Origin of the sequence: Peribacillus sp. FSL H8-0477 (genome assembly GCF_038002765.1) — a bacterium.
Lineage (GTDB): Bacteria > Bacillota > Bacilli > Bacillales > DSM-1321 > Peribacillus.
Genome location: NZ_JBBODE010000004.1, coordinates 1 through 12,279, shown reverse-complemented (window position 1 = coordinate 12,279; position 12,279 = coordinate 1). Strand labels below are relative to the sequence as shown.

The 12,279-nt window shown below is 39.5% G+C and carries 12 protein-coding genes and 2 tRNA genes; 12 read left to right on the top strand and 2 right to left on the bottom strand.

Features of this window, described 5'->3' with window-relative positions:
* Window position 1 precedes the first annotated feature (1 nt).
* The 6 genes from mazG (at window position 2) to MHI18_RS21805 (ending at window position 3,701) form a co-directional block, all read left to right on the top strand.
* On the top strand, window positions 2-1,477 hold the full coding sequence (gene mazG / locus MHI18_RS21830) for a nucleoside triphosphate pyrophosphohydrolase (protein ID WP_340850483.1): 1,476 nt from the start codon (window positions 2-4) through the stop codon (window positions 1,475-1,477).
* A gap of 21 nt (window positions 1,478-1,498) precedes the next feature.
* Entirely contained in the window at window positions 1,499-1,762 is a 264-nt protein-coding gene (locus tag MHI18_RS21825) for an RNA-binding S4 domain-containing protein (protein ID WP_040375011.1), read from the top strand.
* A gap of 72 nt (window positions 1,763-1,834) precedes the next feature.
* Entirely contained in the window at window positions 1,835-2,143 is a 309-nt protein-coding gene (gene yabP / locus MHI18_RS21820; protein WP_340850482.1) for a sporulation protein YabP, read from the top strand.
* Complete coding sequence (gene yabQ / locus MHI18_RS21815) at window positions 2,140-2,763, top strand: spore cortex biosynthesis protein YabQ (RefSeq protein ID WP_340850481.1); 624 nt, start codon at window positions 2,140-2,142, stop codon at window positions 2,761-2,763. Before yabP ends, yabQ begins: the two co-directional genes overlap by 4 nt.
* Window positions 2,764-2,778: 15 nt before the next feature.
* On the top strand, window positions 2,779-3,171 hold the full coding sequence (locus tag MHI18_RS21810; RefSeq protein ID WP_340850480.1) for an FtsB family cell division protein: 393 nt from the start codon (window positions 2,779-2,781) through the stop codon (window positions 3,169-3,171).
* 71 nt (window positions 3,172-3,242) lie between these two features.
* Window positions 3,243-3,701: a S1 domain-containing RNA-binding protein gene (locus tag MHI18_RS21805; RefSeq protein ID WP_340850479.1), complete on the top strand. Its 459-nt coding sequence runs from the start codon at window positions 3,243-3,245 to the stop codon at window positions 3,699-3,701.
* Between the two features lie 611 nt (window positions 3,702-4,312).
* Here the strand turns inward: MHI18_RS21805 and MHI18_RS21800 are convergent.
* Together MHI18_RS21800 and MHI18_RS21795 are read right to left on the bottom strand one after the other, a co-directional pair.
* Window positions 4,313-4,384: transfer RNA gene (locus tag MHI18_RS21800), tRNA-Glu, on the bottom strand.
* Between the two features lie 8 nt (window positions 4,385-4,392).
* Window positions 4,393-4,466: transfer RNA gene (locus MHI18_RS21795), tRNA-Met, on the bottom strand.
* A 327-nt stretch (window positions 4,467-4,793) separates the two neighbouring features.
* On the opposite strand from MHI18_RS21795, the gene spoIIE reads away from it, so the two are divergent.
* From spoIIE to MHI18_RS21765, 6 genes are all read left to right on the top strand, one after another.
* Entirely contained in the window at window positions 4,794-7,265 is a 2,472-nt protein-coding gene (spoIIE, locus tag MHI18_RS21790) for a stage II sporulation protein E (RefSeq protein WP_340850478.1), read from the top strand.
* A gap of 71 nt (window positions 7,266-7,336) precedes the next feature.
* Window positions 7,337-8,080: a vWA domain-containing protein gene (locus MHI18_RS21785; RefSeq protein WP_340850477.1), complete on the top strand. Its 744-nt coding sequence runs from the start codon at window positions 7,337-7,339 to the stop codon at window positions 8,078-8,080.
* The gene (locus MHI18_RS21780) at window positions 8,049-9,032 is read left to right on the top strand and encodes a serine/threonine-protein kinase (protein WP_340850514.1); all 984 of its coding nucleotides are present in this window, start codon (window positions 8,049-8,051) and stop codon (window positions 9,030-9,032) included. Before MHI18_RS21785 ends, MHI18_RS21780 begins: the two co-directional genes overlap by 32 nt.
* A gap of 96 nt (window positions 9,033-9,128) precedes the next feature.
* Entirely contained in the window at window positions 9,129-10,523 is a 1,395-nt protein-coding gene (tilS, locus tag MHI18_RS21775; protein WP_340850476.1) for a tRNA lysidine(34) synthetase TilS, read from the top strand.
* A gap of 32 nt (window positions 10,524-10,555) precedes the next feature.
* A complete protein-coding gene (hpt, locus tag MHI18_RS21770; RefSeq protein WP_340850513.1) occupies window positions 10,556-11,098 on the top strand; it encodes a hypoxanthine phosphoribosyltransferase in 543 nt (180 codons plus the stop codon).
* A 129-nt stretch (window positions 11,099-11,227) separates the two neighbouring features.
* Window positions 11,228-12,279 (top strand): ATP-dependent metallopeptidase FtsH/Yme1/Tma family protein (locus MHI18_RS21765; protein ID WP_340850475.1); only part of this gene is annotated, 1,052 nt, incomplete at its 3' end.

Below are 12,279 nucleotides of genomic sequence, written 5' to 3'. Positions count from 1 at the left end.
AATGACATCAGAAATTACGATTATTGGCCTTGGTGCAGGTGATTTAAATCAGCTTCCCCTTGGTATTTATAAAAAACTTACATCAGCAGGTTTTTGCTATGTCCGTACATTAGATCATCCAGTAATAGCTGAATTATCAGCAGAAGGAATGACGTGGAGCAGCTTTGATTCTGTCTATGAAAAGCATGATCAATTTGAACAAGTATATGAAGAAATTTCAGACACTCTTATACAATTAGCAGAAAAGGAGACCGTTTTATACGCTGTACCAGGTCATCCAATGGTAGCAGAGAAGACTGTTCAGCTGCTTCTTGAAAAAGGGAAAGAAAAGGGGATTGCTGTTAAAGTAGAAGGTGGTCAAAGCTTTTTAGATCCGTTATTCCTTGCTGTACAAATTGATCCAATAGATGGGTTCCAGCTGCTCGATGGAACAGCTCTGAGGAAAGATGAGCTGCATATTACTCAGCATATGATCATTGGTCAAGTGTACGATGCGTTTGTTGCATCCGATGTGAAATTGACCTTAATGGAAAAGTTACCTTATGATCATGAAGTCTATATCGTCACCGCTGCAGGCAGTGAAGGGGAGTCAATCGTTAAACTACCTTTATTCGAATTAGATCGTCAGATGGAGCTTAGCAATCTCACGAGCGTCTATGTACCACCAGTTAAAGAAACTGCCCAACAATACCGTGAATTTAATACACTACGGACTATCATTGCTCAACTACGTGGACCAGATGGCTGCCCATGGGATAAGAAACAGACGCACCAAAGTCTAAAGACTTACTTAATTGAAGAAGCCTATGAATTAATTGATGCGATAGATGAAGAAGACGATGAAGGAATGATTGGTGAACTGGGTGATGTCTTGTTACAAGTCATGCTTCATGCTCAGATTGGTGAAGACGAGGGAATGTTCACGATTGATGATGTACTAGAGTCTATTTCATCTAAGATGGTTCGACGTCACCCTCATGTTTTTGGCGATGTTCAAGCAGAGACGGAAGAAGAAGTACTCGTCAATTGGCAAAAAATAAAACAACTCGAAAAAGAAACGAGTGATCCCGATAAGGAAAGTTCATTGCTTGATGATGTGGGCAAATCGGTGCCTAATTTAATTCGGGCCTATGAATACCAAAAACGTGCCGCAAAAGTAGGTTTTGATTGGGATGAGGTTTCTGAAGCTTGGAAAAAGGTAAAAGAAGAAATAGTAGAAGTTGAACAGGAAATGACAGACGAAGTAGATAAGAGTCGAATGAAGGATGAATTAGGCGATCTATTATTTGCGATTGTGAATGTATTACGCTTTTATAACATTCAAGCAGATGAGGCAGTTTACGCAGCTAATCAAAAGTTTTACCGCCGGTTTACCTACATAGAAGACCGCGTAAGAGAAAGTAATAAAGAATTCTCCGACTATAACTTGGAGGAATTAGATGGGTTTTGGAATGAAGCAAAAATAAAGGGTCTATAAAAGGAGAAATGAAAAATGCCGATGCGACTTGATAAATTCTTAAAGGTATCACGTTTGATTAAGCGGAGAACACTTGCAAAGGAAGTAGCAGATAAAGGACGTATCTCAATTAATGGAATACAGGCTAAGGCCAGTTCTACAGTTAAAGAAAATGATGAACTTGCGATTCTTTTTGGGCAGAAAAGAGTAACGGTTCGAATTGATAAAATTCAAGAAATGACGAGAAAAGAAGATGCTGCTGATATGTTTACCGTATTAAAGGAAGAAAAGCTCGGAGGAGAATGATCAGCAGCTGGTTCTAAAACGTGCATCCCGCACATAAACTTGTACAAAATGTGTTATTGTGAGGGATGAAAAATGAGCCAATTTCAAGAACCAATCCAACATACGTCAAAAGGTACCGTACAAGAACACGATGTTATCATGCGTGGACGACGTCTTCTCGATATTACCGGAGTAAAACAGGTTGAAAGCTTTGATAATGAAGAATTTCTACTGGAAACTTCTATGGGCTTCTTGTCTATAAGAGGCCACAACCTACAAATGAAAAACCTTGATGTGGATAAAGGGATTGTCTCGATTAAAGGGAAAATTGATGATTTAGTTTATTTGGATGAGCATACAGGGGAGAAAGCTAAAGGTTTCTTTGGCAAGTTGTTCAAATGACACTTACCACACAGTTTTATACTCTTCTCGCTATGATTGGCATGGGCAGCTATTTTGGTGCTGCCCTTGATACGTATACCCGTTTTCTTAAACGGTCCAGCAGTAGAGCCTGGTTAATCTTTATTAATGACTTTTTATTTTGGCTGATCCAAGGACTGATTATTTTTTATGTATTATTTCTGGTGAATGAAGGCGAGCTCCGCCTGTATCTTTTCTTAGCCTTATTATGTGGGTTTGCTGCTTATCAAGCCCTTTTTAAAACGATTTACAAGAAAATGCTTGAGTTAGGTATTGATTCATTTATTAAAACAGTTCGACTATTCAATAAAATAGTACAAACTCTGATTTTTTCACCTATAAAATGGATAATAACTAGTTCAATATTACTACTAGTAGGTATAGCAAAACTAGTGTTTTCCATTTTTAGATGGATTTTCAAGGTGGTTTTATCCATTTTACTTGTCTTTTTAAAGCCGGTTTTTTGGTTATTTGAAATATTTTGGAATAAATTGCCGAAAAAACTTAAATTATTCGTCGTAAAGATTTATAATAAAATTACAGGACTTTTTACGAAATTAAAGAATGTACTTAATAGTATCGTGAAGAGGATTCGGAAATAAGGGGAGTTGAGATTTATGAGCAGCCTACGGAAAAAGAAAGTGGCTAAGATGGATAATCCATATGTCTATCAACAAGAAAAGAAAGTACAAAATGGAGAAAAAAAGAAGCGTGGACTGGTTCGACGCCTTAGTCTTTATGCGGTCTGTGCTGCCATTATTTTAATTCTGGGTATTCCTACACTAATCACTCAAGCAGGTGCGATCGAGCAAAAAACAGAACAAAAGCAGGAGTTTGATGAAAAGCTGTCTAAGTTAAAGAAGCAGGAAACACTCCTACAAGAAGAAATTGTAAAGTTAAATGATGACGAGTATATAGCAAAATTAGCAAGACGTGACTATTTCTTATCAGACAAGGGCGAAGTGATCTTTAATCTCCCAAAAAAGGATCAAGACAATAGCGAAGATTGACACTAATTTTTTCCTTTATGTATATGATAAAGAAGTAATATTTACCATTTAAAGGGAGGAAAAAATTTTTTATGTCAATCGAAGTAGGCAGCAAAGTACAAGGGAAAGTAACGGGAATAACTAAATTTGGTGCGTTTGTAGAGCTCTCTGGGGGTTCAACTGGTCTTGTTCATATCAGTGAGGTAGCTGATAAATATGTGAAAGATATAAACGATTATCTTAAGATTGGTGACCAAGTCGAGGTTAAGGTACTCAATGTTGAGAAAGACGGAAAGATTGGGCTGTCAATCAAGAAAGCAATAGACAAACCAGAAGAGAAGACATCTTCTTATTCCCCGAGACCACGACAAGGACAAGGGAGAGGAAATGACACTCGCCCTAAAGATAGCCGCTCAAAAACACTTTCCCAGCCAAAAGAAAATTTCGAGCAGAAAATGACTCGATTTCTGAAGGATAGTGAAGACCTCTTAACCTCTCTCAAGCGAAACACCGAAACAAAGCGCGGAGGCAGAGGGGGAAGACGCGGCTGAATTGCTGCTGAAAATGGCTGAAAAACTCTCGTATATGTAAAGCAGGCCCAGTAACTGTGCTTGCTTTTTATTTTGGGCTAAAACCATACTCTAAGGGTTATGGTTTTAGCTTCAGCCGGGATTAAGCACATTTATGAGCTATTTTTACAACAAAATAAAAAAGAAGGTTTCCTCCATAGGTGAGAAGATCTTCTTTTTAAAAGGAAACAAAAAAAGCGTCTTGGGATGTACCCAAGACGCTTTTGCTTTTCATGTTGCAGCCAGCTCACTGTGGAAAAGATGAAAGTCCTCAAAAGGCAAACAGCGCCTTTTGGTCCTCTCCCTATTTCCTTCGTGAGCTAAACGGGCTGCTTTCGCTTTTCATGTTGTCTAGCTCCAGCGTCTAGATTCCTGTGCAAAAGATGATTGCCCCTAAAAGCAAAAAGCGCCTTTAGGTTCAATCCCTATTTGCTTCGGGATCTAACCAAGACGCTTTCGCTTTTCATATTGTCTAGTTGCAGCAGCCAACTCACTGTGGAAAAGATGAGAGTCCTCAAAAGGCAAACAACGCCTTTTGGTCCTCTCCCTATTTCCTTCGTGAGCTAAACGGGCTGCTTCCACTTTTCATGTTATGACCCCTACGGGATTCGAACCCGTGTTACCGCCGTGAAAGGGCGGTGTCTTAACCGCTTGACCAAGGGGCCAAGAAAAATAGCGGCAGAGGGGATCGAACCCCCGACCTCACGGGTATGAACCGTACGCTCTAGCCAGCTGAGCTACGCCGCCATATGCTTGAAGCACAAGTTATATCTTACATACAATTGTTCGTAATGTCAACAAGAAATCTTGATTTTTGTCGGATTTTAAGTAGAGGTAATTTATTCTAATTTTAAACCACGATAATAGGCTAAAAAATCCCTTTAAAACGGGTCTCTTTCTCCTTTATTTCTGGTTAAATGAAAAGTTTTGTTCAAATTCTGTATAGATATGAATGTTTGCCATGAAACACGTCGAACATTTTTTATAAAGATTATAAAATTCTGACAAATTCCTGATTGAGTCCTCTCTATAATGATGAGCATGGACTACAAAATAGATGGGAGTGTTCCATAGATGGCCAGAGTTGAAAGGAATTTAGTCGAACCGATTGTCAATGCTCGTCTTCAGGGGGGACGAGCTGCCGGCGTTAATTGGATCCCTGCCATACAGATGAAACTGGAGGATATCTTTTTTAAACGAGGATTGTTTTTGGCATTGATTGGGTTTCTGTTAGGAAGAGCGTTAATCCTGTCACAACTGTCTCCGTTTGGTTTACCTTTTTTTGCAGCTGTGTTTCTAATGCGTCGTGAACATGCGCCATTGGCATTGGTGGGTCTTCTGGTTGGAGCGTTTACAAATTCCATTGTTAGTGGGGTAACATTATTTGCTGCCGCCTTTATCTTATTACTTTTAAATAAAATCAAGACTCCTGCTATTGAGTCTCAATTTAAAACAATGGCAGTTTATGTGTTGTTATCTCTTGGTCTCGCAGATCTAGCTAGGCAATACATTATGTTCCGCAGTGTAAACATATACAGCGGCATGATGATTGCAGTAGAAGCGGGCCTTGCCTTAATTCTCACGCTGATTTTTATTCAGTGTATTCCCTTAATGACAGTTCGTATTAAAACTCAAGCGCTTAAAACGGAGGAAATTGTCAGTGTGATTATTCTTTTAGCATCCGTCATGACAGGTACCATTGGCTGGGCGGCGTATGGATTATCAATCGAACATATACTGTCTCGTTATCTGGTTTTACTCTTTGGATTAGCGGGGGGAGCAGCGATCGGTTCAACTGTAGGGGTGGTTACTGGATTGATTTTCAGTTTAGCAAGTGTCACAAGTATGTACCAGATGAGCCTGTTGGCTTTCTCGGGGTTATTGGGCGGCTTATTAAAAGAGGGGAAAAAGATTGGAGTTTCAATTGGTTTACTTATTGCAACGTTATTAATGGGCCTATATGGAGAGGGTACCAATAATATTATGATAACGGTGTATGAATCCTTTGCTGCTATCCTTTTATTTGCACTAACACCCACCGCATTATTAGGGAGGATTGCTAAGCATATTCCAGGAACGAATGAGCATACCAATGAGCAGCAGCAATATATGAGGAAAGTCAGGGATGTAACTGCACAGCGGGTCTCGCAGTTTTCACATGTATTCGGAGCTCTTTCTGAGAGCTTTTCACATATAGATGAAAGCAGTAAAGCAGAGGAGGATGAAAAGGAACTTGATTATTTCCTGAGCAATGTTACCGAAAAAACCTGTCAAATGTGTTTCAAAAAAGAACAGTGCTGGACAAATAATTTTCATACAACCTATGACAGTATGCAGGAAATTATGCATGAATTAAATGATAATGACGGGCAGTTATCTTCACATACCACTAAGGAGTGGGGGAAGTATTGTACACGCAGTCCGCAAGTGATCGCTGCTATTTCTCAAGAATTAAATTTCTTTCAAGCCAATCAACGTTTAAAACGTCAGGTTCATGAAAGCAGAAAGTTGGTTGCTGACCAGTTAAGAGGAGTTTCTGCTGTAATGGAGGATTTCGCTAAAGAAATAAGACGAGAGCGGGAGAATCATCACCAACAGGAAGAGGTCATTCTTGAGGCGTTGGAAAACTTCGGATTACAAATTGGAAATATTGATATTTATAGTCTTGAACAAGGCGGCGTGGATATAGAGATGAGTATCCCGGACTGTCAGGGAAGGGGAGAGTGTGAAAAGCTAATCGCACCAATGTTATCCGATATCCTTGGCGAGACGATCATTGTACATTCTGAACAATGTACGACTTTCCCGGGAGGACAATGTGTGGTGGTGCTGCGATCAGCTAAGAAATTCACTGTTGAAACGGGGGTTTCACATGCGGCGAAAGGTGGAGGACTGGTTTCAGGTGATAGCTTTACAACGATGGACTTGGGGATCGGAAAATATGCGGTAGCAATTAGTGATGGGATGGGGAATGGTGAACGTGCTCATCTTGAGAGCACAGAAACGCTTTCCTTGCTTCAGAAGTTCTTAATGTCAGGAATCGAGGAGAAAATTGCGATTAAGTCGGTGAATTCGGTGCTGTCACTTCGAACGACAGATGAGATCTTTTCGACTTTAGACTTAGCCATGATCGATCTTCAAGATGCGAAAGCAAAGTTTTTAAAAGTCTGCTCGATTCCAAGTTTTATTAAGAGAGGAGAAAAAATTATAAAGATAGAGAGCAGCAGCCTGCCAATGGGAATCATCCCGGAATTCGAGGTTGATGTGGTAAGCGAGGATTTAAAGGCAGGAGATTTATTAATTATGATGAGCGATGGAGTGTTTGAAGGACCCACACACATCGAAAACGTAGAATTTTGGCTCAAGCGAAAAATTAAAGAGTTTGAGACAGAGGACCCTCAGGAAGTAGCTGACCTGATCCTTGAAGAGGTGATTCGAGTAAAAGGGATGATCGATGATGATATGACTATTGTAGTGACAAAAATCATGCATAATACACCAAAATGGGCGTCTATCCCTGTTCAGCCTAAACGAAAACGAGCCTGAAAGTTTCAGTCTCTTAACGTATAAATCCCTTTTTTTAAGTCAAAGATGGTAACAAATTCATAGAGGGGAGATTGACAATGAAACCAGGTACATTAAGGCAAATTTTATTGCTTACAGATGGCTGTTCAAACCAGGGAACTGATCCCGCCTTTATGGCTGCACGAGCCTATGAACAAGGAATCACAGTGAATGTGATTGGAGTTATGGAAAATGATGTGATTGATGAAAAGGGAATGAATGAAATACAGGCTATTGCGCGTTCAGGAGGCGGCGCTAGTCAAATTGTTTATGCACAGCAGCTTTCTCAAACGGTGCAGATGGTGACACGAAAAGCGATGACGCAAACGATTCAAGGGGTCATTAATCGAGAACTTCAACAGATTTTAGGAAGCTCAACAACAATGGAGGATTTGCCTCCCGATAAACGTGGTGAAGTAATGGAGGTTGTTGATGAGTTAGGAGAGACAAGTAAACTTGAAGTGCTCATCCTTGTTGATACGAGTGCAAGTATGAAACATAAGCTTGAAATCGTGAAAGATTCTTTACTTGATTTATCTTTGAGTATGAACGCAAGGCAAGGAGATAACCAATTTTCAGTTTTTGCTTTCCCAGGTAAAAAAAATGATGTCGAGAAACTAGTTGATTGGACACCAAAGCTTGAGGTGCTGACAAAAATATTCCCTAAGCTTACAACAGGAGGTATTACACCAACTGGACCAGCTATTGAAGAAGCTGTTGCTTTTTTTAATAAAAAACGTTCATTAAGGGGATTGTTATCGAATGATGATGAACAATACTTTGAGGAATCAATGTAATCTGCTGCCAGGAAGCAAGATTACAGGGAAATGGAATAAAAACACCTATACCATCATTAAGGAGCTCGGGCAGGGGGCAAACGGGATTGTGTATCTTGCTGAAAGTAATAATAAGCATGTTGCTTTAAAAATAAGCGATAACGGTGTCTCGATTATATCGGAGATGAACATTCTTAAAGCCTTTTCTAAGGTCCAGGGGTCTGCCCTTGGGCCTTCTTTATTAGAGGCAGATGATTGGGTGAAGAATAAAGGCATTCTATCTTTTTATGCAATGGAATACATAATAGGTGATGGATTTCTCGAATTTATTCATCGGAAAGGTCCTTCATGGACAGGAGTTCTAATGCTTCAATTGCTGACGAGTCTTGTCTCGCTTCATAAGCAAGGCTGGGTCTTTGGAGACCTAAAGCCGGAAAATCTAATTGTTACGATGCCTTCTTGTACCATTCGTTGTATTGATGTGGGAGGTACGACATTGATAGGACGTTCCATTAAAGAATTTACTGAATTCTTTGATCGTGGATATTGGGGGCTGGGATCTCGTTCGGCTGAGCCCAGTTATGATTTATTTGCAGTAGCAATGATTTTTATTAATGCTTATTACCCTGTACGGGTTTCTAAAAATGGAGACGGCTACAAACAACTTGTTGAGATGATCAAACAGAAAAAAGAGTTGGCTCTATATCGAACTTTGCTTCAAAAAGCATTATCAGGAACTTACAATAGTGCGGAAGAGATGAGAAGTGATCTTGTTGAAATTTTACAGAATCAAAAAAAACAACCGGCACCTCGAACTCCATCATCTCAAAAATCTCCTGTAACGAGAACGAGAAAACACACTAAAAAAAGGGGGAGAGTACAGAGAAGAAGAGGCGGCCTGATTGAGACAATGCTGCTCGTTTCAATTGTTTGTTTCTTATATGTCCTCTATATATACGGTCAATTCTTATGATATAGTTAGTAAAGAATGGATTAAAGTGAAACTAATTCGATGGTATTACGTAGATAAGAATAAGCTCTAAAGAGCTTGACCAAAGAAGGTAATAATATGTTTGAACGAAAAGTTATAGAGTATATCGAGACACATCAGCTAATCCGAGAAGGTTCTCACATCCTTGTAGGGGTTTCAGGAGGACCAGATTCTTTGGTCTTATTACATCTTCTTAAATCATGGCAGGAATTATTCAAGTGTCAGATTGTTTGTGCACATGTAGATCATATGTTTCGAGGGAAAGAATCGTTTGATGACTACTTATTTGTTGAAAAGACATGTAAGGAGTGGGACATTCCTTTTGAAGGTAAGCAAATAGATGTGACAGCATATATGAATGAGTCGGGTGAGAGCACGCAACTTGCTGCTAGGAATCTAAGGTATGCATTCTTTCAAGAGGTTATGGAAAAACATCATCTGGATGTGTTGGTATTGGGGCACCATGGAGATGATCAAGTGGAGACCATGTTAATGAGACTGACGAGAGGTTCTGCAGAGAAGGCTCGAGCGGGAATCCCTGTTAAACGACCGTTTGCTTCTGGCTCCATCGCAAGACCTTTGTTATGTGTATCTCGTTCTGAAATCGAAACGTATGCGAAACAGCATGGGTTAGATCCGAGAATGGACCCGAGTAATGAGAAAAACGATTATCTCCGTAATAGATTTCGACATGTGGTGCTGCCTTTTCTAAAAAAAGAAAATCCAAATGTCCATGAGCACTTTCAACGATTTAGTGAGGAATTAACAGACGATGAAGTCTACTTGCAGTCACTTGCCACTAGGGAACTCAATGGTATCTGGCTTGAGAAGAAAATGGACGGCTCAGTAATAGATCTTGAGAGATTATTGATGGTACCAAAACCTTTACAAAGAAGAATGATTCATCTAATATTAAATTATCTTTATATTAAGAGACCTTCATCGCTTTCAGCTGTACATATAGACCAGCTTTTAACGTTATTCACTAATCCTCATCCATCTGCTGAACTGCATCTCCCTGACGGACTTATCGTTGAGAAATCATACCAAAAAGGTATTTTTCGGTTTTTTACTAATGAAAGCCCGGAGTATTCCATCAAGTTAGCTGTTCCAGGTGAGACAATTCTTCCGAATGGATATATAATTAAAGCACATTATATAAAAGATGAAATTTCCGTATTAAATGGAAACCATACTTTTCTATTATCTGCTTCGTCAGTTAGTCTTCCGCTTACCGCACGTACACGGATAAATGGTGACCGAATGACTATAAAAGGACTTGGAGGAACGAAGAAGCTTAAAGGAATATTTATTGATAAAAAAATTCCCAGGCAGGAACGTACTACCTGGCCGGTCGTGGTTGATCAAGCAGGGGAAATTGTTTGGCTCCCTGGTTTGAAAAAATCGGTGCTTGAGTCTGAACATACTCAAAATGAAACGTCTTTCATTTATTTAGAATATAAAAAAGCTTAAATCTTCTTGGGGGGCAAACAATTACAATGACGATGCAAAATGACATTGAAAAAGTGTTAATTACTGAGGAAGAAATTCAAGGTAAAATAAAAGAGTTAGCAGCACAGCTGGAGAAAGATTATAGTGATAGTTTTCCGCTGGTGATTGGAGTTTTAAAAGGTGCATTGCCATTTATGGCTGACTTATTAAAACGCATCGATGAACATTTAGAAATGGATTTCATGGATGTATCCAGCTATGGTAATTCTACGGTTTCTTCCGGTGAAGTAAAAATCATTAAAGATTTAAATACTTCTGTAGAAGGCCGAGACGTACTAATCATAGAAGATATTATCGACAGCGGTCTGACGTTAAGTTACCTGGTTGAATTATTCCGTTATAGAAAAGCAAAGAGCATAAAAATTGTTACGTTGTTAGATAAACCGACTGGCAGAAAAGTCGATATCAAGCCGGATTATACTGGCTTTATTGTACCCGATGCTTTCGTAGTGGGTTATGGTCTGGATTTTGCAGAGAGATACCGTAATCTGCCGTACATTGGTGTTTTAAAACCAGAAATTTATACTACAAAATAACGATGACAAACAGATTAGTATCATGTAAATACGGTAACAATAAAATGTAGTTCTAAAAATTGTCTTTCAATTATTTACTATGATACTATTTATTACTATAGTTTGTTTTTTCGTGGGAGGAGGTAAGGGATGAATCGGATCTTCCGTAATACAATATTTTATTTACTCATTTTCTTAGTGATTATCGGTATTGTGAGCATCTTTAACAATAACAATGAACCTGCTAAGAATATAACTCAAGATGATTTTTACCAAAGTTTGGAGACTGGAAAGATAGCCTCCTTATCGATGCAGCCCGAGAGGTATGTATACGAAGTTAAGGGTCAGTTGAAAGGGTCGAAAGAGAAAGAATCTTTCTTGACGTACATTACTGACAGCGAGAGCAATCAAACACGTATTCAAGAAGCTGTTGATAAAAATGATGTGAAATTGGAGGTGCTTCCAGCTAAAGAAACAAGCGGCTGGGTAACATTCTTCACTTCCATTATACCTTTTGTTATCATCTTCATTCTGTTCTTCTTCTTACTTAATCAAGCACAAGGCGGCGGTGGCGGACGTGTCATGAACTTTGGCAAAAGTAAAGCCAAATTATACGATGACAACAAGAAAAAGGTCCGTTTCAACGATGTAGCTGGTGCTGATGAAGAAAAGCAAGAACTCGTTGAGGTAGTTGAGTTCTTGAAAGATCCGCGTAAGTTTGTTGAACTTGGTGCACGTATTCCAAAAGGGGTCTTGCTTGTAGGTCCTCCAGGAACAGGTAAAACGCTTTTAGCAAGAGCGGTAGCTGGTGAAGCTGGAACACCATTCTTCTCTATCAGTGGTTCTGATTTTGTTGAAATGTTTGTCGGAGTCGGGGCATCCCGGGTTCGTGATTTGTTTGAAAATGCGAAAAAGAATGCTCCATGTATTATTTTCATTGATGAAATTGATGCAGTCGGCCGTCAGCGTGGTGCTGGTTTAGGCGGAGGTCATGATGAGCGGGAACAAACATTGAATCAATTGCTAGTTGAGATGGATGGTTTCGCAGGCAATGAAGGCATTATTATTATTGCAGCGACAAACCGTTCTGATATTCTTGACCCTGCGTTATTGCGTCCAGGTCGTTTTGACCGCCAGATTACGGTTGGCCGTCCTGATGTAAGAGGACGTGAAGACGTATTAAAAGTTCATGCGCGTAATAA

What these genes read in the sequence shown, in the direction of transcription:
- mazG (WP_340850483.1), top strand. Translation starts at nt 2, where the DNA reads ATGACATCAGAAATTACGATTATTGGCCTTGGTGCAGGTGATTTAAAT.
- MHI18_RS21825 (WP_040375011.1), top strand. Translation starts at nt 1,499, where the DNA reads ATGCGACTTGATAAATTCTTAAAGGTATCACGTTTGATTAAGCGGAGA.
- yabP (WP_340850482.1), top strand. Translation starts at nt 1,835, where the DNA reads ATGAGCCAATTTCAAGAACCAATCCAACATACGTCAAAAGGTACCGTA.
- yabQ (WP_340850481.1), top strand. Translation starts at nt 2,140, where the DNA reads ATGACACTTACCACACAGTTTTATACTCTTCTCGCTATGATTGGCATG.
- MHI18_RS21810 (WP_340850480.1), top strand. Translation starts at nt 2,779, where the DNA reads ATGAGCAGCCTACGGAAAAAGAAAGTGGCTAAGATGGATAATCCATAT.
- MHI18_RS21805 (WP_340850479.1), top strand. Translation starts at nt 3,243, where the DNA reads ATGTCAATCGAAGTAGGCAGCAAAGTACAAGGGAAAGTAACGGGAATA.
- spoIIE (WP_340850478.1), top strand. Translation starts at nt 4,794, where the DNA reads ATGGCCAGAGTTGAAAGGAATTTAGTCGAACCGATTGTCAATGCTCGT.
- MHI18_RS21780 (WP_340850514.1), top strand. Translation starts at nt 8,049, where the DNA reads ATGATGAACAATACTTTGAGGAATCAATGTAATCTGCTGCCAGGAAGC.
- tilS (WP_340850476.1), top strand. Translation starts at nt 9,129, where the DNA reads ATGTTTGAACGAAAAGTTATAGAGTATATCGAGACACATCAGCTAATC.
- hpt (WP_340850513.1), top strand. Translation starts at nt 10,556, where the DNA reads ATGCAAAATGACATTGAAAAAGTGTTAATTACTGAGGAAGAAATTCAA.